Source organism: Cellulosimicrobium sp. 22598 (assembly GCF_052044445.1).
In the GTDB taxonomy this organism is placed as follows: domain Bacteria; phylum Actinomycetota; class Actinomycetes; order Actinomycetales; family Cellulomonadaceae; genus Cellulosimicrobium; species Cellulosimicrobium cellulans_G.
The window spans coordinates 1-23355 of record NZ_JBQEMZ010000013.1 but is presented as its reverse complement, the minus strand read 5'-3'; the positions used below and the strand labels follow the sequence as shown (position 1 = coordinate 23355).

23 protein-coding genes, 1 other RNA gene and 1 pseudogene are annotated in these 23355 nt (G+C 72.9%); 14 read left to right on the top strand and 11 right to left on the bottom strand.

The genetic code is table 11. From position 1 onward, the window contains the following. Positions 1 to 25: 25 nt before the first annotated feature. Genes ACTJIY_RS14695 through ACTJIY_RS14675 form a run of 5 tightly spaced genes read right to left on the bottom strand, consistent with a single transcriptional unit; the run spans position 26 to position 4002 of the window. Positions 26 to 511, bottom strand: coding sequence for a VOC family protein (locus ACTJIY_RS14695; RefSeq protein WP_253050226.1), 486 nt, complete (start codon positions 509 to 511; stop codon positions 26 to 28). Further along, positions 477 to 1385 (bottom strand): helix-turn-helix domain-containing protein, encoded by a 909-nt coding sequence (locus ACTJIY_RS14690; RefSeq protein ID WP_440674527.1) that lies wholly within the window; start codon positions 1383 to 1385, stop codon positions 477 to 479. Before ACTJIY_RS14690 ends, ACTJIY_RS14695 begins: the two co-directional genes overlap by 35 nt. Positions 1386 to 1414: 29 nt before the next feature. Further along, positions 1415 to 1804 carry a hypothetical protein gene (locus ACTJIY_RS14685; protein WP_440674528.1) on the bottom strand — a complete coding sequence of 130 codons (390 nt, stop codon included), beginning with the start codon at positions 1802 to 1804 and terminating at the stop codon, positions 1415 to 1417. A gap of 21 nt (positions 1805 to 1825) precedes the next feature. Beyond that, the gene (locus ACTJIY_RS14680; protein ID WP_440674529.1) at positions 1826 to 3538 is read right to left on the bottom strand and encodes a SulP family inorganic anion transporter; all 1713 of its coding nucleotides are present in this window, start codon (positions 3536 to 3538) and stop codon (positions 1826 to 1828) included. Next, positions 3535 to 4002, bottom strand: a complete 468-nt coding sequence (locus tag ACTJIY_RS14675) for an ArsR/SmtB family transcription factor (RefSeq protein ID WP_440674530.1) — start codon at positions 4000 to 4002, stop codon at positions 3535 to 3537. The genes ACTJIY_RS14680 and ACTJIY_RS14675 overlap by 4 nt, the downstream gene beginning before the upstream one ends. A gap of 87 nt (positions 4003 to 4089) precedes the next feature. Here ACTJIY_RS14675 and ACTJIY_RS14670 point away from each other — a divergent pair, with 87 nt between their 5' ends. Genes ACTJIY_RS14670 through ACTJIY_RS14660 form a run of 3 tightly spaced genes read left to right on the top strand, consistent with a single transcriptional unit; the run spans position 4090 to position 7109 of the window. Continuing rightward, a complete protein-coding gene (locus ACTJIY_RS14670; RefSeq protein ID WP_440674531.1) occupies positions 4090 to 5079 on the top strand; it encodes a Nif3-like dinuclear metal center hexameric protein in 990 nt (329 codons plus the stop codon). 51 nt (positions 5080 to 5130) lie between these two features. Beyond that, positions 5131 to 5874: a zinc ribbon domain-containing protein gene (locus ACTJIY_RS14665; RefSeq protein ID WP_439157803.1), complete on the top strand. Its 744-nt coding sequence runs from the start codon at positions 5131 to 5133 to the stop codon at positions 5872 to 5874. Continuing rightward, complete coding sequence (locus tag ACTJIY_RS14660) at positions 5871 to 7109, top strand: bifunctional RNase H/acid phosphatase (RefSeq protein WP_439157802.1); 1239 nt, start codon at positions 5871 to 5873, stop codon at positions 7107 to 7109. Before ACTJIY_RS14665 ends, ACTJIY_RS14660 begins: the two co-directional genes overlap by 4 nt. Positions 7110 to 7218: 109 nt before the next feature. Here the strand turns inward: ACTJIY_RS14660 and ACTJIY_RS14655 are convergent, their stop codons facing one another. Next, the gene (locus ACTJIY_RS14655) at positions 7219 to 7566 is read right to left on the bottom strand and encodes a TfoX/Sxy family protein (protein WP_439157801.1); all 348 of its coding nucleotides are present in this window, start codon (positions 7564 to 7566) and stop codon (positions 7219 to 7221) included. A 64-nt stretch (positions 7567 to 7630) separates the two neighbouring features. Continuing rightward, complete coding sequence (locus ACTJIY_RS14650) at positions 7631 to 8473, bottom strand: YaaA family protein (protein WP_440674532.1); 843 nt, start codon at positions 8471 to 8473, stop codon at positions 7631 to 7633. Positions 8474 to 8559: 86 nt separating this feature from the next. Here ACTJIY_RS14650 and ACTJIY_RS14645 point away from each other — a divergent pair, with 86 nt between their 5' ends. After that, complete coding sequence (locus ACTJIY_RS14645; protein ID WP_440674533.1) at positions 8560 to 8943, top strand: tautomerase family protein; 384 nt, start codon at positions 8560 to 8562, stop codon at positions 8941 to 8943. A 68-nt stretch (positions 8944 to 9011) separates the two neighbouring features. Here the strand turns inward: ACTJIY_RS14645 and recQ are convergent, their stop codons facing one another. Both recQ and ACTJIY_RS14635 read right to left on the bottom strand, forming a co-directional pair. Further along, positions 9012 to 10841 (bottom strand): DNA helicase RecQ, encoded by a 1830-nt coding sequence (gene recQ / locus ACTJIY_RS14640; protein WP_440674534.1) that lies wholly within the window; start codon positions 10839 to 10841, stop codon positions 9012 to 9014. 69 nt (positions 10842 to 10910) lie between these two features. Then, on the bottom strand, positions 10911 to 12989 hold the full coding sequence (locus tag ACTJIY_RS14635) for a HelD family protein (RefSeq protein ID WP_440674535.1): 2079 nt from the start codon (positions 12987 to 12989) through the stop codon (positions 10911 to 10913). A gap of 121 nt (positions 12990 to 13110) precedes the next feature. Between ACTJIY_RS14635 and rnpB the strand changes: the two genes are divergently transcribed. Continuing rightward, positions 13111 to 13525, top strand: an RNA gene (gene rnpB / locus ACTJIY_RS14630) — RNase P RNA component class A. Between the two features lie 230 nt (positions 13526 to 13755). Here the strand turns inward: rnpB and puuE are convergent. After that, on the bottom strand, positions 13756 to 14718 hold the full coding sequence (gene puuE, locus ACTJIY_RS14625; RefSeq protein WP_440674536.1) for an allantoinase PuuE: 963 nt from the start codon (positions 14716 to 14718) through the stop codon (positions 13756 to 13758). A 145-nt stretch (positions 14719 to 14863) separates the two neighbouring features. Here puuE and ACTJIY_RS14620 point away from each other — a divergent pair, with 145 nt between their 5' ends. The 9 genes from ACTJIY_RS14620 (at position 14864) to ACTJIY_RS14580 (ending at position 22852) form a co-directional block, all read left to right on the top strand. Next, complete coding sequence (locus tag ACTJIY_RS14620) at positions 14864 to 15640, top strand: FCD domain-containing protein (RefSeq protein WP_253050200.1); 777 nt, start codon at positions 14864 to 14866, stop codon at positions 15638 to 15640. A 109-nt stretch (positions 15641 to 15749) separates the two neighbouring features. After that, positions 15750 to 16892: a sialidase family protein gene (locus tag ACTJIY_RS14615; RefSeq protein WP_440674537.1), complete on the top strand. Its 1143-nt coding sequence runs from the start codon at positions 15750 to 15752 to the stop codon at positions 16890 to 16892. A 148-nt stretch (positions 16893 to 17040) separates the two neighbouring features. Next, on the top strand, positions 17041 to 17670 hold the full coding sequence (locus ACTJIY_RS14610; RefSeq protein WP_253050196.1) for a hypothetical protein: 630 nt from the start codon (positions 17041 to 17043) through the stop codon (positions 17668 to 17670). A gap of 30 nt (positions 17671 to 17700) precedes the next feature. Beyond that, positions 17701 to 18498, top strand: a complete 798-nt coding sequence (locus ACTJIY_RS14605) for an energy-coupling factor transporter transmembrane component T family protein (RefSeq protein ID WP_440674538.1) — start codon at positions 17701 to 17703, stop codon at positions 18496 to 18498. 1 nt (position 18499) lies between these two features. Continuing rightward, a complete protein-coding gene (locus ACTJIY_RS14600; protein WP_353709028.1) occupies positions 18500 to 19372 on the top strand; it encodes an energy-coupling factor ABC transporter ATP-binding protein in 873 nt (290 codons plus the stop codon). Next, complete coding sequence (locus tag ACTJIY_RS14595; RefSeq protein WP_440674539.1) at positions 19369 to 20235, top strand: energy-coupling factor ABC transporter ATP-binding protein; 867 nt, start codon at positions 19369 to 19371, stop codon at positions 20233 to 20235. Before ACTJIY_RS14600 ends, ACTJIY_RS14595 begins: the two co-directional genes overlap by 4 nt. Positions 20236 to 20244: 9 nt before the next feature. Continuing rightward, positions 20245 to 21252 (top strand): NAD-dependent epimerase/dehydratase family protein, encoded by a 1008-nt coding sequence (locus tag ACTJIY_RS14590; RefSeq protein ID WP_440674540.1) that lies wholly within the window; start codon positions 20245 to 20247, stop codon positions 21250 to 21252. After that, on the top strand, positions 21249 to 22235 hold the full coding sequence (locus ACTJIY_RS14585; RefSeq protein WP_440674541.1) for a 2-dehydro-3-deoxygalactonokinase: 987 nt from the start codon (positions 21249 to 21251) through the stop codon (positions 22233 to 22235). Before ACTJIY_RS14590 ends, ACTJIY_RS14585 begins: the two co-directional genes overlap by 4 nt. After that, on the top strand, positions 22232 to 22852 hold the full coding sequence (locus ACTJIY_RS14580; RefSeq protein ID WP_253050184.1) for a 2-dehydro-3-deoxy-6-phosphogalactonate aldolase: 621 nt from the start codon (positions 22232 to 22234) through the stop codon (positions 22850 to 22852). The genes ACTJIY_RS14585 and ACTJIY_RS14580 overlap by 4 nt, the downstream gene beginning before the upstream one ends. 233 nt (positions 22853 to 23085) lie before the next feature. On the opposite strand, the pseudogene ACTJIY_RS14575 reads toward ACTJIY_RS14580, so the two are convergent. Beyond that, positions 23086 to 23355: pseudogene (locus ACTJIY_RS14575) on the bottom strand (hypothetical protein); the annotation flags it as partial.

Here is a 23355-nt window from a genome sequence, read left to right as displayed (position 1 = left end):
CCCGTCGGGCCGTCGCCCGGCGACCTCACCGCCGCGGTTCACCGCGGTAGGTGCCGAACGACCACAGGTTGCCCTCCGGGTCCTGGAGCACGAGCTCGCGGCTCCCGTAGTCCGTGTCCCGGAGCGGGACGACGACGCGTCCCCCGGCTCCCGGTGCGCGTTCGCGGAGCCGCGTGTCGAGCGCCTCGATCTCGTCGTCGGGCACGACGACGTACGTGCCGCAGGTGCCGGGCTCGCGCGACCACTCGCGGTCGGGGGAGTGGCTGCCGAGCATGATCCCGCCGCCGTGCGGCCAGTCGAGCTGGGCGTGGGCGACGTCGCGGTCGTCGCCCGCCATGACGGTCGTCGCGACGAACCCGACGACGTCGGTGAGGAACGCGACGAGGCCGCGCGCGTCGTGCGCCTGGAGGGTGGGCCAGACCCACGGCGGCGGCACATCGGGCACCGGGGCCGGCGCCGCGGCGGTGGGGGAGGTGTCAGCGGTCGTGCGGGTGCTCTCGTGGATGCTCATGTCCCCACCCTGGCCCGTCGGTGTGGCCGCCGGCTTGGATGTTCCCGAGCTCTTCGCGCACCCAGGCGGTCGGGCTCGTGCCGGCGAACCGGCGGAAGTCGCGCACCAGGTGGGAGTGGTCGGCGTACCCGGTGAGCGCGGCGACGTCCGCCAGCGTCCGCGCGCCCCGGCCGAGGGCGAGGCGCTGCACCTGGCGGCGCGCGGCGTCGAACCGCACGAGGCCGCGCGCGGCCCGGGGCGTGACGCCGAGCTCGGCCCGGAACAGCGTCTCGAGCTGCCGCTCGCCGAGGGCGACGTGCCGGGCGACGTCACGGACGTGCGCCCGGCCCCGGGTCCGGACGAGCACGCGCCAGGCCTCCGCGACCTCGGCGCGCACGTCGGCGCGGACGGGCAGGGCTCCGGGGCTGCCAGGCGGGTCGCCCGGGCCTGCGAAGGCCGCGCGCGCGGCCTCGAACGCGGCGGCCCACGAGTCCGCCTCGGCGGCCTGCTCGCGCAGGCGGGCGGCGGCGGGTCCGAGGACGGCGTCGCCGTCCTCGACGAGGCCGAGGTCGCCGGCGCGCACGCCCAGCAGAGCCCGGCAGGCGAGCGGGTCGAGCGCGAGCTGCACGCCCGCCTGCTCCCGCGGCTGGTGGATCAGGGCCGGGCGCGTGTGCAGGCCGCCGACGAGCGACTCGTAGCGCACCGGGACGTCGTCCGGCCCGGGCGAGGTCGGGACGACGCCCGCGGTGCTCACGACGAGCGTGAGCCACGGCGACGGCAGGCCGCGGTGGACGGTCGGCGTGCCGTCCGTCGTCTCCGTCCGCAGGCGGTACCCGACCATCGACACGACGCCGGGCGGCAGCGCGTCGGGCGAGGCTCGCACGAACTCGTGCATCCGACCACGCTATGCGGCGGGCACGACGCTCACAGCCCGAGCGGGCGGTGCCATCCGACGTCGACGCGGAGCGAGGCGTCGGACGCCTCGTCGTCGACCTCCCCCACGCACCGGACCCGCCGGTCGAGGACCGACATCGCGTCGCACCGCCGCCCGGCGCCGTCGAGGCCGACTCGCGCGCGGACGGCGTCGCGGTCGTGCCCGGACCACGAGAGCGTCAGCTCGCGCCAGCAGCCGCCCGAGCCGCAGCCCGTCTCCTCATGGACGACCTGGATGCCGTCGGCGAACGTCGGGACCGGGGGTGTGCCCGCCTCGTCGAGCTCGACCCAGAGCACGGGGCCGACCAGCCACCCGACCAGGAGGACCAGTCCGACGGCCGCACCGGCGACCCCGGCACGACGGCCCACCGTGCGCTGCATCGGCGCATCGTACCGAGCGGGTCAGGTCGACGGGCGCAGCCCGCGCACCTGGGGGACGTCGGTGCCCCGCGCGGCGCGGCGCACGTGCGAGCGCGCGTGCTCGATCGCGTCGTCGAGCGTGTCGAAGAGGTGGTTCTCGTGGCGCAGCTCGGCGAGCGCCCCGACGTTCGTGAGGAGCGACCGGTGCCGTTCCTGGACGCCCTTGACGAGCACGGTCACGCCGCGCGCCTCCAGCCCTTCCACGAGCTCGCCGAGCGCCTTCGCCCCCGTCGCGTCGACCATGCGGAGCTGGGAGAGCCGCAGGATCACGACCGCCACGTCGTCGTCCGTCGAGGCGTCGGTCACCTCGGTGAGCACGCGGTCCGCGGCGCCGAAGAACATGGAGCCCTCGAGACGGAAGAGCGCGACGTGCTCGTCGCCCGGCTGGGCCGGCCCGGGGAGCGGGTCGCGGTGCACGGCCGAGGCGCTGGCCACGGTCCGCAGCGCGAAGAACGCGGCGACGAGGATGCCGATCTCGATGGCCTGCACGAGGTCGAACGCGACGGTGACGACGGCGGTCACGACGAAGGTCGCCGCGCTGGACCGCCCGGCGCCGAGCACCGAGCGGATCGTGCGGGCGCCGATCATCCGGAAGCTCGTCACCATGAGGACGCCGGCGAGCGCGGCGAGCGGGATCCGGGAGACCGGACCGGTGGCGAGGTAGATGACGGCGAGGATCACGACGGCGTGCACGACGGCGGCGAGCCGCGTGCGGGCGCCGGAGCGCACGTTGACCGCGGTGCGGGCGATGGCTCCCGTGGCGGGCATGCCGCCGAAGAGGCCGCTGGCCACGGACGCGAGGCCCTGCCCGACGAGCTCGCGGTCGGGCTGGTAGACGGAGCCCCCGGGCGACCCGGTCTGCACCATGGACGCGGCGACGCGGGCGGACAGCAGCGACTCGATGGCCGCGAGCGCGGCGATCGCGAGGGCGGCGCCGCCGAGGTCGCGCAGCGCGCCGGGGGTGAACGTCGGCAGGACGGGCGCGGGCAGGGACGACGGCAGGGTGCCGATGCGGGGGACGGGGGCGCCGAGCACCTCGACGAGGACGGTGGCCAGCACGACCGCGACGAGCGACGCGGGGATCGCCGCGTGGAGGCGGGGGAGCAGCAGCATCGTCGCGGCGACGAGCGCGACGCACCCGAGCGTCCACAGGACCGGGGCCGGCGGGACGTCGGTCACGGCGGTGCGCACGGCCCCGACGGCGGTCACGAACGTGTTGTGGCCGGGGGCAGCCTCGACCCCGACCGCGGCCGGGACCTGCTGGAGGAAGATGATGCAGGCGATCCCGAGCGTGAAGCCCTCGACGACCGGCCAGGGGATGAACGTGACGACCCGACCGAGCCGGGCCAGCCCCGCGACGAGGACGACGAGCCCGCCGAGGACGGTCACGAGCGCGACCGAGCCCAGCCCGTGGGTGACGACGATCGGCGCGAGCACGACGGCCATGGCCCCGGTCGGGCCGGAGACCTGGTGGTTCGACCCGCCCAGCACGGCGGCGACGACCCCGGCGATGACGGCGGTGACGAGCCCGGCAGCGGCCCCGACGCCGGAGCTGACGCCGAACGCGAGCGCGAGCGGGAGGGCGACGACGCCGACGGTGACCCCGGCGAGGAGGTCGGCGCGCAGGGTCCGGGGGCGCAGGTCGTAGTCGGAGCGCCGCGGGAGCAGGTCGCGGACGGCGGCGAGGCGGCTCATGCCGAGGCGTTCGACGTGGTGGCGTCGAGCACGGCGCGGGCCGACGCTCCCGGCAGGGCGGGGAGCCGCCGCGCGGCCTCGAGCTGGTCGGACGCGCCCGCGAGGCTCGACAGGAGGAACGCGCGCGCGACGACGAGGAGCTCGGCGACGAGGGGCTCGGCGAGGCGGTACTCGACCGCGTTGCCGCTGCGGGTCGAGGTGACGACCCCGGCCCGGCGCAGGACGGCGAGGTGTTGGGAGAGCTGGGAGGGCTCGCACCCGGTGACGTCCAAGAGGTCGGACACGGCCGCGGTGTGGTCGGCGTCGGCCGCGAGCACCTCGAGCACCTGGATGCGGGTCGGGTGCGCGAGGCACCGGAAGAGCTCGGCCTTGATGCGGTAGAGGGGAGCGGCCTCGTCGGTGCCGCGGGCGCCGTCGCCGGGAGCGCCGTCGTCGGGCCGGTCGGGGCGGGGGGTGCGGGGCACGGGTCCTCCAGCGGGATGATGGATTGCGCAATCCATCAAACCATGTCCGACGGTACCCGGGCGTCCCGCGCGGGATAGCCTGCCGCCATGACCGTCGCGCCCGACCCGAGGACCGAGACGACGACCGCCGACGCCTCGCGCGCCGACCCCGCGGCCGACGGCGCCGCGCACCCGACGCTCGGCCGCGTCGTGCGGACGCTGGACGAGCTGTACCCGCCGTCGACGGCCGAGGCCTGGGACGCCGTCGGCCTCGTGGCCGGGGACCCGGGCGCGCCCGTGCGCAAGGTGCTGTTCGCCGTCGACCCGGTCGAGGAGGTCGCGGACGAGGCGCTCGCCTGGGGCGCGGACCTGCTGGTCACGCACCACCCCCTCTTCCTGCGGCCCGTGCACTCGGTCGCCGCGACGACGTTCAAGGGCTCGCTCGTCCACCGGCTCATCCGGGGCGGCTGCGGCCTGTACGTCGCGCACACCAACGCGGACGCGGCGGAGCGCGGCGTCGCCGACGCTCTCGCGGACGCCCTTGACCTGCTGCACCGCGTACCCCTCGTCGCGCACCCGGCACCGTCGCCGCACGAGGCGGCGTCGACCGGGACGGGCCGGGTCGGGCGCCTGGCGGAGCCGACGACGCTGCGCGGCTTCGCGCAGCGCGTCGCCGAGGTGCTCCCGCCCACGGTCCAGGGCGTGCGCGTCGCGGGCGACCTCGACGCCCCGGTGGAGTCCGTCGCCGTGGTCGGCGGGTCGGGCGACTCGCTGTTCGACGCCGTGCGCGCGAGCGGCGCCGACGTCTACCTCACGTCGGACCTGCGCCACCACCCGGTCTCCGAGCTGCGCGAGCGCGCCCGGCTCGAGGGCGGTGGCGAGGCGGGGACGCCGTTCCTCGTGGACGTGCCGCACTACGCCTCCGAGTGGCCGTGGCTCCGCTACGCTGCCGAGGACCTCGCGCGCGCCCTCGCGCGCGAGCAGCCCGGGACGGCCGTCGAGACGCGCGTCAGCACGCTCGTCACGGACCCGTGGACCGCACGGATCGCGTCCGTGCCGGCCGACCTGCCAGCCGATCCCGACGCCCCGCACGCCTGACGCCCCGACCCCGCACGCGGCCCCGCACGGGGCCCACGAAAGGAACCACCTGTGGCCACCGCACCGCCCGCCGACCAGCTCCGCCTGCTCGACGTCCAGGAGCTCGACACGCGGGCGCAGCAGCTCGCGCACCAGCGCAAGAACCTGCCCGAGCACGCGCGCATCGCCGAGCTCGACGCCCAGATGGCGGACCTGCGGGGCAAGCTCGTCGAGTCCCGCACCGCGGTGAGCGACCTCAAGCGCGAGCTCACCAAGGCCGAGACCGACGTCGAGCAGGTGCGCACGCGCGCCGCGCGCGACCGGTCGCGGCTCGACTCGGGACAGGTCGGGGCCAAGGACGCGCAGGCGCTCGTCGCGGAGCTCGAGTCCCTCGCGCGCCGCCAGGGCGTGCTCGAGGAGGTCGAGCTCGACGTCATGGAGCGCCTGGAGGCGCACGAGGAGGCGCTCGCGAAGCTCGAGTCCGCGAACGCCGAGCTGGAGGCCGCGAAGGCCGAGGTCGTGGCCGCGCGCGACGCGCGCTTCGCCGAGCTCGACGCCGAGGCGGGCCAGGTCGCAGGCAAGCGCACGGAGGCCGTCGCGGGCCTCGACGCCGGGCTCCTGGCCCTGTACGAGCGCGTGCGCGACCAGAACGGCGGCCGGGGCGTCGTCGCGCTGCGCGGCCAGCACGTCGACGGGCTCAACGTCTCGCTGAGCCCGGCCGAGCTCGCGGCGATCACGTCCGCCGCGCCCGACCAGGTGGTGCGGCTCGAGGACTACGGCCACATCGTCGTGCGGCCGGAGGGCGCCGGCGCGTGAGCGCGGACGGTCGGCGGCACCTCGTCGTCGAGGCGGACGGCGGGTCGCGGGGGAACCCCGGCCCGGCGGGCTTCGGCGCGCTCGTCCGCGACGGCGAGAGCGGTCAGGTCCTCGCCGAGCGCGCCGCGTTCCTCGGGACGACGACGAACAACGTGGCCGAGTACTCGGGCCTCGTCGTCGGGTTGCGCGCCGCGGCGGAGATCGACCCGGACGCGCGGGTGACCGTCCGGATGGACTCGCGGCTCGTCGTCGAGCAGATGTCGGGCCGCTGGCAGATCAAGCACGACGACATGCGCCGCCTCGCCGCCGAGGCCGCCGCGGTGCTGCCGGCGGGCCAGGTCGCGTACGAGTGGGTGCCACGCGCGCAGAACGCCGCCGCGGACGCCCTCGCGAACGAGGCGATGGACACGGCCGGGACGGTCGCGCGCGACTACCCGCCCGAGGGCGCAACGCCGGGTGCCGGCGACGACGAGCCCGACCCCGCCGCCGCCGACGCGCCCGCCGAGGTCCCGGGGGAGTCGGCCGCTTTCGACACCCCCGCCCGCCCGTCGGGCGCCGCGGTGCGGTTCGACGACGCGCCCGCGCTCACCGTCGTGCTCGTGCGCCACGGGCAGACGCCGCTCACGGTCGCGGGCGCGTTCAGCGGGTCGTCGGTGCTGGGCCCGTCGCTGACGGCGCGGGGCCGCACGCAGGCGGCGCAGGCGGCCGACCTCGTGTTCCGGGTCGGCCGTCAGGCCTGGCCCGACCTGCCGCGACCGACGACGATCGTCGCCTCGCCCATGGTGCGCGCGCAGGAGACGGCGCGCGCGGTCGGTCGCCGGCTCGGCGTCCACGTCACGACGGACGACCGGTTCGCCGAGGTCGACTTCGGGGAGTGGGAGGGGCTCACCGCCGCGGAGGTCGACGCCGCGTGGCCGGGCCGACTGCACGCCTGGCACACGACCGGCACGACCGCGGCCCCCGGGGGCGAGTCGTACGCCGACGTCGGTGCGCGCGTCTGGCACGGGCTCCAGGACCTCGTCGACACGCTCCTGGCGGGGGCGGGACCGGCGGGCCGGACGGCGGTCGTCGTCGGCCACGCGGTGCAGGTGCGCGCCGCGATCGGCACGGCGATCGGCGCGCCGCCGTCGCAGTGGTCACGCGTGCGCGTCCCGCCTGCGTCGGTGAGCATCCTGCGCCTGTGGGCCGACGGCACGAGCGAGCTCACCGCCCAGGGCGTCCCGAGCGACCTCTGACGTCCGTCCTCCGCGAGGTAGAACCGCCGGTCGCGAGGTAGAGCTCCGCGCGCTCTACCTCGGGGCAGCGGGCTCTACCTCGGCGGAGTCCGGCGCCGCCGCGGCGCGTTCACCCTTTCCGGGGGTTCTTCGCCTTGGCGGGTTCCGCGAGGGCGTGCTCGACGGCCGTCGCGACCCACGCGTCGAGCTCGACCGAGTCGGCGACCCGCGCGCCGTCGACGAGGATCATGCCCGTCATCGGGCGACCCCCCATCTCCATGACCGTTCCGCCGCGTTCGAGCGCCGCGTCCGTGCCGTCCTTGCCGACCCGCACCATGAGGTCGTCTCGGGTGACGCCGAGCGCCAGGTGGGTGTTGACGAGGAACGCGATCCCGCCGAACATCTTCCGCTCGTCGAACGGTGCGCGCGGCCCCAGGGCGGCGCGGATCCGCTCGGCAAGATCCTCGCTGTAGACCATGGGTCCACTGTGGACCGGGTCCCGTGCTGTCGCAGCGGGGACCGGGGTGGAGGCGGGCGGTCGCTCAGGCGATGACGAGCTCGAGCGTGCGCGGCCCGCTCCGGGAGGTCGCGTCGTGGAGCGTCGTCTGCAGGAGGCGGTAGCTCAGGCCCGAGCCCACCTCGGTGCCGATCACCGTGCCGACGAGCTCGCCTGCGGCGTCGAGCAGCCCTTCGGCCGACGACGGCGACGCCGCAGCCCGGCGCACGAGGTGCCCGGCGAGCACGCCGCGCGTGTGCTTGGCGTTGTGCGAGACGACGATGCGCTTCCCGGCGTGCTCGCGCACGACGCGCACCGCGACCCAGTCGGCCGAGCGCGGCCCGGAGACCGCGGGCTTCCACGCGCCCACGTACGTCGCGGACCGGCAGTCGACGACGACGTCCCCGGCCGCGCGCGCGTCGAGCACGGGGGCCAGGTGCGGGCGCCACGCGGTCGCGAGCTTCCCGACGCCCGGCAGGTCGACGGCCATGGAGAGCCGGTAGGCGGGAACGCGGTCGGCGGGGGAGAGCGCCCCCCAGAGAGCCGACACGACGCGGACGTCCTCGCGCGCGCGTCGCGCGGCCTCGCCGCCGGACGCCAGCGCGCCCGCGAGGTCGGCCGCGCCGTAGAGCACGCCCGTGTAGACGTCGGCCGCGGAGCCCGCGGGCGCGGTGCGCAGTGACGTGTTGCGGCGCACCTCGTCGGCGAGCCCCGGCGTCGTGCCGAGGACGTCGTGCGCGTCCGGGCGTGCGCTCGCCGCGGCGAGCGCGTCGAGGACCACGTCACGGTGCGCGGTGAGGGCGGGAGAGGTGAGCGCGGCGAGGTCGACCGGCGCGGCGCCGTCGGGCGCGGGGGTCTTGCCTTCGGACGGGGGGAGCAGCACGAGCACGCGGCCACTCTACGAGCGCTCGCCGCGTCGTCGCGGAGTGTGACCAGGGACGACGGCGTGGGGTGCGTCACGGCTACGCTCGCCCGATGGCCCAGGTGAAGATCTACGGACGGCGCAGCGTGTGGGGCGAGCGGCGGACGGAGGTGTCCGACTCGCTGCACGACGCGCTCGTGCGCACCTGGCAGCTCCCGCCGGACAAGCGGTTCCACCGCTTCCTGCTCCTGGACGACGGCGACATGGTCGCCCCCCGCTCGGACGCGTACCTCGTCGTCGAGGTCGTGTGCTTCACGGGCCGCACGCGCGAGGCCAAGCGCGCGCTGGTCGCGGCGCTGTACGACGACGTGGTGCCCGCGCTCGGCCTGACGGTGGACGAGGTGGAGCTCGTGATCCTCGAGAGCCCGCGCGAGAACTGGGGCATCCGCGGGGTCGGCGGCGACGAGCTCGCGCTGTCGTACCGCGTCGACGTCTGAGGGCGAACCCGGGAACGTTCCCTCGCCTCAGGCGGCCGGGGGCGGCTCCGAGCCCGGTGCGCGCCGGCTCATCCTGCCTCGGCGACGACGGCCAGCACCGCGTCGCCGTACCGGGCGAGCTTGTTCTCGCCGACGCCGCTCACCAGCGCGAGCCTCTCGAGCGAGCCGGGTCGGGCGGTCGCGATCCCGCGGAGGGTCGCATCCCCGAACACGATGTACGCGGGCACGCCCTGGGCCTTCGCCTCCCCTGCACGCCAGGCGCGCAGCGCCTCGAAGAGCGGGACGTCGGCCTCGGCCAGCTCGGCGGCGGCGGCCGCCTTCCGTGCCTTCGCCGCACGCACCGGACGTGCCGGCTCGTGCCGCATCCGGACCTCGCGCCGCCGGGCCAGGACCTCCCCGCTCGCCGCGGTGAGCACGAGCGTCCCGTGCACGCCCTCGACCGTGAGCAGCCCCTGGGCGAGGAGCTGACGCACCACGGCCCGCCACTCGTTCTCGGACAGGTCCTTCCCGACCCCGAACACCGACAGCTCCTGGTGCCGGAACCGTCGGACCTTCTCCGTGTCCCGGCCGAGGAGGATGTCGACGACCTGCCCGACGCCGAAGCTCTGCCCGCGCTCGCGGTCCAGACGGAACACCGTCGAGAGCACCTTCTGCGCGGCGACCGTCCCGTCCCAGGACTCGGGCGGGGCGAGGCACGTGTCGCACGACCCGCAGCCCCCCGGGTGCTCCTGGCCGAAGTACGCGAGGAGCTGGGCGCGGCGGCACTCGACGGTCTCGCAGAGGGCGAGCATCGCGTCCAGGTGCCGGCCCAGGTTGCGCCGGTGCGCGGCATCACCGTCGGACGTCGCGATGAGCTTGCGCTGCTGCACGACGTCGGCCAGGCCGTAGGCCAGCCAGGCGGTGGACGGCAGCCCGTCGCGCCCGGCGCGCCCCGTCTCCTGGTAGTACCCCTCGACGGACTTGGGCAGGTCGAGGTGCGCGACGAACCGGACGTCGGGCTTGTCGATGCCCATGCCGAAGGCGATCGTCGCGACCATGACCAGGCCGTCCTCGCGCAGGAACCGGGACTGGTTCGCGGCGCGCACCGACGCGGAGAGCCCGGCGTGGTAGGGCAGCGCCTGGATCCCGTTCTCGACGAGCGTCGCGGCGGTCTTCTCCACCGACGCACGCGAGAGGCAGTAGACGATCCCCGCGTCCCCGGCGTGCTCGGTGCGCAGCAGGTCGAGCAGCTGCTTCTCCGGCCGGTCCTTGGGCACGATCCGGTAGGTGATGTTGGGCCGGTCGAAGCTCGAGACGAAGTGCCGTGCGCCCTCCAGGTCGAGGCGTTGGGCGATCTCGGCCCGCGTCGCGGCCGTCGCCGTCGCCGTCAGCGCGATGCGCGGGACGGACGGCCAGCGTCGGTGCAGCACCGAGAGCTCGAGGTAGTCGGGCCGGAAGTCGTGGCCCCACTGGGACACGCAGTGCGCCTCGTCGATCGCGAAGAGCGCGATCGGCGTCCTGTCGAGCAGATCGAGGGTGGCGCGGCTGCGGAGCCCCTCCGGCGCCACGTAGAGCAGGTCGAGCTCACCCGCCACGAGCGCGCGCTCCACGGCACGGCGGTCCTCCGAGGACAGCGTGGAGTTGAGGAACGCGGCGCGGACGCCGAGCGCCGCGAGGGCGTCCACCTGGTCCTGCATGAGGGCGATGAGCGGTGACACGACGACGCCGGTCCCCGCGCGGACCAGGGCCGGGATCTGGTAGCACAGCGACTTGCCCCCGCCGGTGGGCATGAGCACCAGGGCGTCGCCGCCGCCGACGACGGTGTCGATGACGGCCGCCTGCTCGCCCCGGAACGCGTCGTACCCGAAGACCCGCCGGAGCACGTCGAGAGCAGGGTCGGTCGCAGTCGCTGTGGCCACCAGGGCACCCTACCGACGAGGTCCGACACGACGGTCCCCGGAGCGTCCGTCCGCGCGCCGGGGCGCCCGTCACGGACGGCGGAGCTCGGCGGGCAGGTCGTCGCGGTGGCGGACGGCGAGCGACGTCACCGCGCGGGTCAGGCAGACGTACAGCCGCCGCAGCCCCGTGACCCGGTCGGGCTCGCCCCGGACGACGCCCTCCGGGTCGTCCAGCACGACGTGGTCGAACTCCAGCCCCTTCGCGAGCGACGCGGGAACGAGGTCGAGGCGCGCGTCGAACTCGACCGCGCCGTCGTCGTCCGACGCCTCGCCGACGACCGCGAAGGCGAGGCCCGCCGCGGCGAGCACAGCGCGCGCGGCGTCCGTGCCGGCGTCGGGCACGATCAGACCGACCGACCCCTCCTGCGCGAGCGCCGTGCGGACCAGGTCCACGAGCGGCCCCGTGGTGAGGACGAGCTCGCCCCGCGCCCGGCGGACGGCGACCGGCGGGTCGAGGTCCGGCGCGATCGACGGGAGCAGGCGGGCCGCGTACTCGATGACGTCGCCGGGGACGCGGAAGCCGGCGGTGAGCTGCTCCACGTGGCCGTCGGGCTTGCCGAGGTGCGTCAGCGCGTCGGTCCACGAGGAGACCCCCCACGGCGTCGTCGCCTGGGCCAGGTCGCCCAGCACCGTCAGGGAGCCGGTGCGCGCCCGGCGCCCGAGAGCGCGCAGCATCATCGGCGACAGGTCCTGCGCCTCGTCCACCACGACGTGCGCGACCGACGCGCCGCGGGCCAGCAGGTCCGCGACCTCGTCGAGCAGGACGAGGTCGGCCAGCGTCCAGCGGGCGGTGCCCGGTGTGCGGGACGGTCGGAGCGGGCGCAGCAGCTCCTGCTCCGTCGCGGTGAGGACGCCGTCGGCGCTCGCGGCGAGGAACGCGGGGTCGACGAGGAGCCGGTGCAGCAGCGCCGTCGGCGTGACCTTCGGCCATACCGCGGCGGTGTAGTCCCGGACCGGGCGCGTGCGCGCGAGCGCGTCCCACGCCCGCTCGTCGAGCGCCTCGCCCGACTCCTCGATCTGCACGAGGATCCGGTGCGCGAGCGCGTGCCGCAGCTGGTCGCGGCCCGCGTCGAAGCGCGGCTCCCGGCCGACCACCTGCGCCACGCACTCGCGGGCCTCGTGCGCGGCGACGCGCCAGCGGCGCGCACCGCGCGGCAGCACGAGCGCCTCGGACGGCTCGACGAGGTGCGACCACACCGCGCGGCGGAGCACCTCGGCCATGCGCCCGTCGCCCTTGAGCCGCGCGACGTCCGCGGGCTCCGTCCGGCGCAGGCGACCGTGCACCGCGACGATCTGCTCGACGGTCGTCTGGGTCGCGTCGACCTCGCCCAGGGCGGGCAGGACGTCGCGGATGTACCGCAGGAAGCTCGCGTTGGGCCCCACGACGGTCATGCCGGCGCGGCTCACCCGCTCCCGGTGGGAGTACAGCAGGTACGCGGCACGGTGCAGCCCGACGGCGGTCTTGCCGGTGCCGGGCGCGCCCTGCACGACGACGGTCCGGTCGATCCCGCTGCGCACGATGACGTCCTGCTCGGGCTGGATGGTGGCGACGATGTCGCGCATCGGCCCGGTACGGGGCCGCTCGATCTCGGCCTCGAGGATCGCGGAGGACTCCGCGCCGGGACCCGGGGCGGTGAGCGCCTCGTCCTCGAAGCCGGTGAGGGCGCCGCGCTGGAAGCCGTAGCGGCGGCGGACGGCGACCCCCATCGGCTCGGTGCGGGTGGCGCGGTAGAAGGGGGTGCTCACCGGGGCGCGCCAGTCGACGACGAGCGGGTCGCCCTCGGGGTCGGAGACGTGGCGGCGTCCGATGTGGAAGACCTCGGCGGGCTCGTGGCCGGTGCCGTCGAGGTCGATGCGTCCGAAGAAGAGCGGGACCTCGGGGTCGTCGGCGAGCTGGGCGAGCCGACGGGCGAGCGCCGCCTCGAGGTACTCGGCGCTGACCCGGTCTCCCGCGAGCGCGTCGAGCGACCCGGCCTGCTCGCGCATGCGGGCGAGCTGCGCGCGGGCGTTCTCCAGGAATTCCTGCTCTCGCGCGAGCTCGCCCGAGGTGTCCCCGGCGGTCGCCGCGGTCGGTGCGTCGGGGGCGGACGGTACGGCGGGGGCGGGCACGACAGACCTCCGGGAGCGGGATGTTGAGGGGGCGGGCCATCCTACGGGGCCGCCGCCCCCTCCGGTGGGCCGGTCGATGGTCCGCCGAGCCGCTCGGGAGCGGTAATCTTGCTGGCGCGGACGAGTCGGTCGGACGGTCGCGTCGAGGGGCCTCGTGCTCCTCGCCGAGGAACGTCCGGGCTCCGAAGGGCAAGGTGGTGGGTAACGCCCACCCGGGGTGACCCGCGGGACAGTGCCACAGAGAACAGACCGCCACGTCAGGCAGGGCTTCGGCTCGGCCCGGCGCGGTAAGGGTGAAACGGTGGTGTAAGAGACCACCAGCGGGCCGGGTGACCGGCCCGGCTCGGTAAACCCCACCTGGAGCAAGGTCAGACAGACTGTGTCTGAGGGCTGCCCGCCCGATTCTCCTCGGAGAAGCACAGTCGGGTAGACCGCTCGAGCCCTGCGGCGACGCAGGGCCTAGATGGATGACCGTCGCCCGCGCGAGGGCGACCTCGCGGCGGGAACAGAACCCGGCGTACAGACCGGCTCGTCCGCATCTAGTCTTCTGACCTGCGGTTATGCAAAGTTCGGTAGCAAGGGCATCACAGAGACAGCGCAGCGAGCGGCGCGCACCGGGCTAACTGGAGGTTCGGCTGCGGGTCTCTGGGAGGTGCCACACCCTCCAGGCGGCCTGCACGTCATGCACACCATGTCGCCGTGCGGGAATCTGCTCGACCATGGGACGGAAGTCGTCTGGGCCACCATGGGGGAGCACGCCTGCTGCCTAGGACATGTCGGCGAAGGGGTCGGCACTGTCCGGTAGCCAGTTCTTTGCCGGGTGGACCGATCGCCAGTGACGCGCGATGTCGATGCGTCGCGCGACCCACACATCGGGGTGGCTGGCGACCAGGCCAAGGAAGCGCTTGAGGTCGCCTGCGCGCCCGGGCCGCCCGGAGATTCGCAGGTGGAGTCCGATGCTCATCATCTTGGGGCTATCGGCGCCCTCTTCGAGAAGCTGCTCCAGGCCGCGGGTCAGATACGCGGAGAAGGACTCGGACTGGAAGCCATAGGTGTTGACGTACCGTCCGTCGTTGTTGTCGAGCGTATACGGGACGACGAGCTGGGCGATGCCGTCGACGTCGACCCAGTAGGGCAGGTCGTCGCTGAACGAGTCGGAGTCGTAGAGGAATCCGCCGTGCTCGACGACCAGGCGGCGGGTGCTGTCGCTGTTGCGACCGGTGTACCACCCGGCGGGCGGTTCTCCGGCGACATCGGTGTGGATGCGGACGGCCTGCGCGATGTGGTCGCGCTCGACGTCGGAGCCCACCTCGGCATAGTTGATCCAGCGCAGCGAATGCGACGCGATCTCCCAGCCGGACTCCTGCGCGGCCGCCACAAGGCCCGGGTTGCGCCGCATCGACTCAGCGATGCCGAAGACGGTGACGGGCAGCGAGCGTTCGGCGAACAGGCGATGCAGGCGCCAGAAGCCAGCACGAGTCCCGTACTCGTACTGGGACTCGACGTTGAGGTTACGACGACCCGACAGTGCGGTCGTCGGCTCCTCGGTCAGGAACGCCTCGGATGCAGCGTCGCCGTGCAGGACGTTGTTCTCCCCGCCCTCCTCAAGGTTGATGACGAACGAGACGGCGACCTTCGCCCCGCCCGGCCACCCCGCGTGCGGAGGACGCCCGGCATAGCCGGAGAGGTCGCGCGGATAGGGCTGCTCGATAGGGTGCGTCGTTGTCATCGCGTGTCTCTCCGTCGGGGTGATGTCGGTCGCCGACGCGCCGACTAGAATGCGTGGTGTTCGTTAGTCACATCTGACCAACATCGGCCAACGATGGCCCCGACTCGCCATCCGCGTCAAGCGGACGGGCCTGGAGAGGACACACATGAACGATCGCGAAGGCGCGATGCTCGCTCTGGCGCACGCCATCTCGACGTCGGACGTTCCCGTGGGCACGCGCAACGCCCAACGCGAGCTCGCGGCACGTGGGATGGTCCTCAGCGAATCCTCCGTGTCTCGCCTCCTGCGCGAGATGGATCGGCGCGGGTGGACGACCCCGGCGGGGACGAAGGGGCGCACCCTTTCGGCAGAGGGGCGGCGCCGCGCCGCAGAGGCGGTCTTGGCGGAGCGGACGTCGGACTCGCTGCAGCACGCGGTGCGCGATGTTCAGGACCTGCTCGACCTGCTGCGCGCACGACAGGCCGTCGAGAGCGCTGTGGCTGCCGACGCGGCCCGCAATCCCAGCGGTGAGGGTGTCGCCGAGCTGCGACGGCTGTGCTCCGATCACGCGAACGCGGTCGGGAGCATGCCGATGATCGAGCAGCCTGGTCTTCAGTTCCATCGCGGCGTGGTGGAGCTGGCGAGCAATCGGATGCTCAAGCTCGCCGCCGACATGATGCTGGCCCCGCACCTGGACCGGGTCGAGGCTGTGCTCGACGCGATCTTGTCCACCCGCCGCGACGAGGAGCGTGTCGTCGCCGAGCACCGGGATGTCCTCGAGCGCATCGAGGCTCGCGATCCCGCGGGTGCTCAGGCAGCGATGGAGGCGCACTTCGACGACATGATCGCAGCGGCGGAGAACGCCCTGGTGGGAAGCGGTGGCGCTCTCGTCGAGCGCCTCCTCGGCTGGGTCGAGGCCGTGCCCGATGTCATTCGACGCTGACCTGGTCGGCGTTAGTCAGAATTGACAGACGCCTGATCGGGTGTGCAGACTGCCGCCGTCGACGGAAACGACCGTCGGATCGACGACGCAACGACGGCAGGAGCAGATGGTGGCCTCAGGCACGATGGTTCCGGCACGGGTGCTGATCAACCCGACCGAGGACCGGTTCCAGGACGAGCACCGCATGTGGCAGGGCATCCCCTCGATCGAGCGGACGGCCGGTGGCCGTCTCTACGTCGACTGGTACACGGGGATGGAGACGGAGACCGGTGGCAACTTCGTCCTGGCAGTAACCAGCGACGACGAGGGCCGAACCTGGGATGGTCCTCGGTTCGTCGTCGAGCACCCCGATCCGCAGGTGCGCGTGTACGACCCGGCACTGTGGCGCGACCCGGCCGACCGGCTGTGGATGTTCTGGAACCAGAGCCGCGACTTCTTCGACGGCCGGGTCGGGGTGTGGGCGTCGGTGAGCGAGAACCCTGACGACGACACGCCCTCTTGGTCGCCGCCGCGGCGAATCGCCAACGGCCTGCAGATGAACAAGCCGACGGTGCTGTCCGACGGCACCTGGCTCTTCCCGACCGCCATCTGGGCATGCCACGAGCCCACCGAGGACCACCCCCTCGACGGCGAGCGGTTCTCGAACGTGTATGCCTCCACCGACCAGGGCGAGACCATCAGGTACAGGGGCAGCGCTGACGTCCCGAACCGCAGCTTCGACGAGCACATGGTCGTCGAGAAGCAGGACGGCACGCTGTGGATGCTGGTGCGCTGCTTCGACGGCGTGGGGGAGTCATTCTCCACCGATGGCGGACGCACATGGTCGCCCGGCCGGCGCAGCCACGTGGACGGCCCGTGCTCGCGGTTCCACATCCGACGAATGCCCTCTGGACGCCTGCTCATGATCAACCACGTCGACTTCGGCGAGCGGCGCACCGTCGAGGAGCTCGAGCTGCAGGGCAACGTCAAGGAGTGGAAGGGGCGTACCAACCTCACTGCTCTCCTCAGCGACGACGACGGGGCCACCTGGCCGCACCGCCTGCTGCTCGACGACCGCGACGACGTGTCCTACCCCGACGCGGCGATCGGCCCCGACGGCCAGATCTACGTGACCTACGACCACGACCGGTTCGGCGACCGGGGGATCTACCTCGCCCGCATCACCGAGGACGACATCCTCGCCGGCACCCCGAGCAGCCCCGGCTCCGAGCTCGCCCTGCTCGTCAACCGCGCGCTCGCCCGAGTGCACTGACGCAGACCTCCGGACACCGGCACGCGCGCCGGTCCGGGCCATGGCCGCAACGCGGCCCCGATCGCTCGTCGGCATGAACGCGCACGGGCGACCACCAGAAGGTGCTGTCAGCGACGACCGCACCATGACACGTCCCCGGAGGGACACCATGACTCGAGCTCAGCAGACCAAGACCCGCTGGACCGTCCTGCCCAACTGGAAGTTCCAGATCCTCCCGCGTGACACGCGCACGATCATCACGTGCGTGTTCCTCGGACTGACGATGGCTGTCATCCTGCAGATCACCGAGCGTATCGACCTCGCCCTGACCGGCGGGAGCATCCCGATCGTCTCGGCGATCGTCGTGTGCGCCATCTGGGTTCCGTCCGCCGCGTTCTACGGGCTGACGGGCGCCTTGATCACGGCATGGATCAACCCGATCATCTCCAACCTCACCGCATCCCAGCCGATGGCACCGTTCCTGTTCCTGACGAACGCTGCCCACACCGTCCCGGTGGCTCTGCTGGTCTGGGCGCTCAAGCCGCGCGACCGCGGCCTCAAGCTCTGGCAGGTCGTGGTCATCGGCCAGATCGCCGGCCTGTGCGACGCCATGATGTTCGGCATCGGCAACCGCGTGATCCTGCACCTGCCCTGGGACTTCATCACCGTGCAGATCCTCATCGTCCAGCCGTGCTACCTCGTGGGCTCCTTCATCACCTACGGGATCATGCGCCGACTGGTGAACACGGGCCTGGTTCCCAAGGAGCGCGCCACCGCTGGGAGCCTCGATGCGGTGTGACCTGACCATCTCGTCCGCGGGAGGAGCACGATGAGCGGCACGATGCTGTTCCGTCCCGGCCGGTCCTTCCTGCACCGTGCCGACGCCCGTGCGAAGCTGGCAGTGATCCTGCTCGTCCTGGCCGTAGCGCTCAGCACGACCCGGCTCGACGTTCTCGTCGCGCTCACCGTCCTGATCGTCATCGGGCTCGCTGCGCTCGCGCGCATCACCCCAGCCTCCTATTGGAAGGCGCTCGTCCTCATCGTTCCCCTGATCGCGCTGCTGACGCTCCTGCAGGCGCTGGTTCAGGGAGGCCCGGCGCTGATGCAGATCGGCTCAGTCTCGCTGTCCCGCTCGGGGGTGCTCCTCGGGCTCGGCATCGGGATGCGGCTGTTCGCGATGGGCATCTGCTTCTACGGGTTCTCCGTCACCACGAGTCCCTCGGACATTGCCCTCGCGCTGGACAAGCTCGGTGTGCCGTACCGGTTCGCCTATCTGACGAGCTTCGCGTTCCGGTTCCTGCCGCTGCTCCAGGACGAGGCGCGCACCCTGCTGACCGCCATGGCCGTGCGCGGGTCCAGCGAGAGCGGCTCCAGCAACCCGTTCAGACGCGGACGAGCGATCGTGCGGATGCTGTTCCCCATGCTTGCGGGATCGATGAAGCGCAGCGGCGACATCGCCCTATCGATGGAGCTGCGCGGATACGGGCTGCGCGGCACGCGCACGTACTACCGCTCGCCGGTCTTCCGCGCCACCGACGCCGCCCTGCTGCTGTGCACCCTTGCGCTCGCTGTCGCCCTCATCGGCGTGCAGTGGTGGGCCCCGACCCCGTTCCTGGGAGGAACGTGACATGACCACACCAGCCATCGAGGTCGCCGGCCTCAGCGTCCGGTACGACGGCGCCGACCGCCGTGCCCTCGACGAGGTCGACCTGACCATCGGACAGGGTGAGATCGTCGGCATCCTCGGCCCGACCGGTGCAGGCAAGTCCACGCTCCTGCAGTGCCTGTCCGGCGTCATCCCCTTGCACGAGCACCACGCGAGCCTGAAGGGAACCGTCCGCGTCCTTGGTCGCGAGCTCTCCGAGTATGACGGGTTGGCCCAGATCACCGAGGACGTCGGGCTCGTCATGCAGGATCCAGAGGTCCAGCTCGTCAACACGGTCGTGCGCGAGGAACTCGTCTGGGGCATGGAGAACCGCGGCGTGCCCGTCCCGGAGATCGAGCGGCGCCTTGCCCGAGCGGCGCACCTGTTCGACATCGAGCGGCTGCTCGACCGCTTCACCCACGCGCTCTCGGGCGGGGAGAAGCAGCGCGTCGTGGTCGCCTCGATCTTCTGCCTCAGCCCGCGAATCATGCTGCTGGACGAGCCCACGTCAGAGCTCGACCCGGCAGGGACCGAGAACGTCATGGACGCCATCCGCGTACTCGCCGACGAGGGCGTGACCATCATCGTCGTCGAGCACAAGGTCGAGGAGCTGGCGGTGTACGCCGACCGGCTCGTCGTCCTCGACGAAGGGCGCATCCGCGCTCTAGGCACCCCGCGAGACGTCCTTGAAGGGCCGACCGCACCCGAGCGCCCGCAGGTCCTGGACGTCGCACTGCGGCTGCGCGAGCAGGGCCTGTGGCCCGGACAGCTGCCGCTGTCCGTCCAGGAGGCGGTCGACACGTGGCGCCGGGCTGACCTGGCCGAGCCGATGCTGCACGAGGGGAGACTGGCATGACGAGCACCGAGACGGTCATCGAGATCGACAACGTCGAGCACACCTACGGCGGAACGAAACGCGCGCTCGCAGGGGTGTCGCTGTCCATCGGCCAGGGCGAGTTCGTCGCGGTGATCGGGAAGAACGGCTCCGGCAAGACGACGCTCGCCAAGCACTTCAACGGGCTCCTGCGACCGACCAACCCCGGCGGCAGCGTCCGGCTGCGCACGCGAGACGGCATCGTGGACACCCGGCGCACCAAGCTGCACCAGCTCGCCTCCACGGTCGGATACGTGTTCCAGAACCCTGACCGACAGATCTTTCACGACACCTGCCGAGAAGAGCTGGAGTACGGGCCGCGCAACCTCGGCGTCGAGGAGTCCGCACTCGAGGATCAGGTCAACCGCACCCTCGCCCTCGTGGGACTCTCCGGGCGCCAGGACGCCAACCCCGTCCACCTGTCGCGTGGTGAGCGCCAGCGGCTTGCCATCGCCTCCACCCTCGTCATGGGATGCGAGGTCGCCGTCATCGACGAGCCGACCACCGGGCAGGACCGTGCCGAGTCCCGCAAGATCCTCGACGCCCTGGCCCACCATCACGCACTGGGACGCACGGTGGTGATCATCTCCCACGACATGGCTCTCGTCGCCGAGTACGCGACGCGCGTCATCGCGATGCGCGAGGGAGCCGTCCTTGCCGACGGCACCCCAGCAGAGGTGTTCTCCCGGAGGGCGGTGCTCGAGGAGACCAATATCCGCCCACCGCAGGCCGCTGTCCTTGCCGCCGAGCTCGGCCTGCACGGCGTCCTGACCGTCGACGACGCAGTCCACGCGATGGCACGCGAGCGCGCCGCCGCTCCTGTTGCCGGCCGGCACCGACCGTAAGGAGAGCCCATGCACTACCTGATCACCGGAGCCAACGGCTTCGTCATGAGCGTCCTCGCGGCGAGGATCCTTGACGCCGAGCCGGACGCTCAGGTCACGGCGATCGACCTGCACGATCCCGACCAGGCAGCTCTCGACAACCTTGGCCCGCAGGCCCAGCGCGCCCACTTCCGTGCCGTCGACGTCACCGACGCCGACGCGGTAGCACAGGCGGTCCGTGAGGCGAGCCCGGACGCGATCGTGCACGGCGCGACCGTCACACACGACGCCCGCAGCGAGGTCGAGAACCCTGCCCGATTCACCGGGGTCAACGTCGAGGGGACGGTCAACCTGCTGGACGCCGCACGCCGTCTGCCGCAAGCGCCGCGCATCGTCCTGGTCAGCAGCGGCGCGGTCTACGGGTCCTCGCCCGAGACGCTGCTGACCGAGGAGAGCGCGCCCCGCCCCGACGAGCTCTACGGCATCAGCAAGTGGGCGAGCGAGCTCGTCGCCCGCCGCTTCGCCGAGCTGCACGCTCTGCCCACGACCATCACGCGCCTGACGAAGATGTTCGGGCCGATGGAGCGACCCACTGGTGGACGGGCGGTCATGTCGCTCCCGTTCCACCTCGCGGCCGCCGCAGTGCGGGGAGAACCGGCTCGATTGACGGCCCGGACTCTTGAAGCGTGCGGCGACTGGCTCAGTGCCGACAGTGCGACCGACGCGCTGCACAAGGCTGCCCGCCATGGGGGAGACCCGGGTACGACACGCACCCTGAACATCTCCTCCGGCCGACGCACCAGCGTGCGCGAGCTCGTCGCGGCGTTCGGCGTCGACGTCGTCGAGACGCCGCTCGACGTGGCCGAGGCCGACATGGACCCGCGCGACGACCACGGGAAGAACGGCGTCTACGTGTCGGAGCGCGCCCAGTCAGAGCTTGGCTGGTCACCCGGCGACCTTCAGACGCAGGTGTCCCACTACCTCGAGTGGGCCCGCGTCCACGCACATCTGCTCCAGCCTGCCGGTGGCCCGTCGTGACGCCCGGCCTCGTCGCCTTGGACTGGGGCACGACAGCCTGCCGCGCCTACCTCCTCGACGACACCGGCACGGTGCTAGCACGACGAACGAGCCAGGACGGCGTGGCGGCGATCAGCCGGCGTGCGATCGTTGACGGCCATAGTCGGGAGCGTGCCTTCGAGGACGCCCTGGTGCTGCTGTGCGGGGACTGGCTGGCGCGCACCCCAGGGCTCCCGGTCCTCGCGAGCGGCATGGTCGGCAGCGACCAAGGCTGGCAGCACACGCCCTACCTGCCGCTACCGGTCGAGCTCGCGCGAGACGACGTGCCATTGACCGCAGTGCGCACCCGGATCGCGGACGTGCACCTGCTGCCCGGGGTGACGTCTGCGCAGGGAGCCTTGACCGAGGTCGCCCGGGGAGAGGAGACCCAGGCGCTCGGGGTCCTCCTGCAGATCCGTCCCGCTGACGACGAGGAGACCGTCCTCGTCCTTCCCGGGACCCACTCCAAATGGCTGCGAGCGCGAGGCACACGCCTGACCTCGCTAGCGACAGCCCTGACCGGCGAGCTGTACGCAGCCTTGCTCGCGCACACCGTTCTCGGTCACGACGTGCGCGCGCCGCGGGCTCCGAGCTGGTCGGCGTTCGACCGCGGCTTGGACGTCGCCTGGGACCATCAGGTCGAGGGGACCGTCCTCACGCTCTTCTCGGCGCGGGCCTTGGCCGTGACGGGGCAGCTGCCCGCCGACGACGTGCCGGACTACCTGTCAGGCCTCCTCGTGGGTGCAGAGATCGCAGGCATCGCAAGAGCCTGGCTCAGCTCGTCACATGGTCAGCCCGTCGTCGTGGGGGAGCCGCACCTGCAGGAGCGGTACGTCCGAGCGCTGACGCGGTACGGGACGCAGGCTCGCCTCGCCGACAACGACGTCACCGCGGGCGGACTGCACCACGTCGCTGTGCGCGTCGGCCTTGTCCCTTCACCTACGCCCGCAGGAGCCCTCCCATGACCTCATCGGCGGACCCGGCACTGCTCGTCGCCATCCTGCGTGGACTGCCGTCCACCGAAGCGCCGACCGTGGGCACCGCCCTCTACGGCGCGGGAATCCGCACGCTGGAGGTACCGCTCACGACACCAGACTCCCTGCGCAGCATCACCGCGCTGCGCTCCTGTCTGCCCGAGGACGTTCAAGTCGGCGCCGGGACGGTCAGGACGATCGAGGACGTGGCTCGAGCGCATGAGGCGGGCGCCTCGCTCATCGTCTCCCCACACGTCGACCCGGCCGTCATCGGCGCTGCGCTCGCACGCTCGATGCGATGCCTGCCTGGAGTCGCAACGATCACCGAGGCTCTCACCGCCCTCGCCGCCGGCGCTGCAGAACTCAAGGTGTTCCCGGCCGACCAGGTCGGCACCAGCGGACTGCGCGCCTGGCGAACCGTCCTTCCCGAGGGCATCGCCCTCTATCCCGTCGGAGGCGTGGGCGCAGCCAACCTTGCCATCTGGGCGGCGGCCGGGGCGGACGGGTTCGGTGTCGGGGGCTCGCTGTACCAGCCCGGCATGGGCACCAGCGACCTGGTCGCGGGTGCGAAGGCACTTGTTGCCGCCCACCGCGCCCTCTGCTGCTGACAGCGACAACCCGTTCAAGGGCATCGGAACCTGCCTGCGTAGGTCGGCCATCAGGTTTCTCCCTGTACCGCGAGAGGCAAGCAGGACGTGTGGTCGGACGTCCCGTGAAGGCCGGCTCGCGCAGGTGAGTGAATGCTGCGCAGGCTGGGAGAACGGGCTGCACCGCCATCCTGTGCTCCGGTCCGAGCGGCCCGGCACCGTAGGTGCGCCGTGGGCGCAGTCCGACCCGAGCGTCATCGGCTCGCCCGTCTTCGCGTCGTCGGCCGGAGCGAGGCCGCGCCCGACGGCACCTGGAAGTCGTCGGACATCGCGCGGGTCCGGCGAGCGGCCCGGAGACGGGGGGACACCGGGGGAGGGTCGGGGCGCAGGGGCCGGCCCGGGAGGGCGGTAGTGAGCCTGCCGTCGCGCAGGACGGGCACGCCCGCCACGAGCACGTCGTCCACGCCGGACGCCGGGCGGCGTGGTTCTTCGTAGGTCGCTTCGTCGCGGACCTGGTCGGGGTC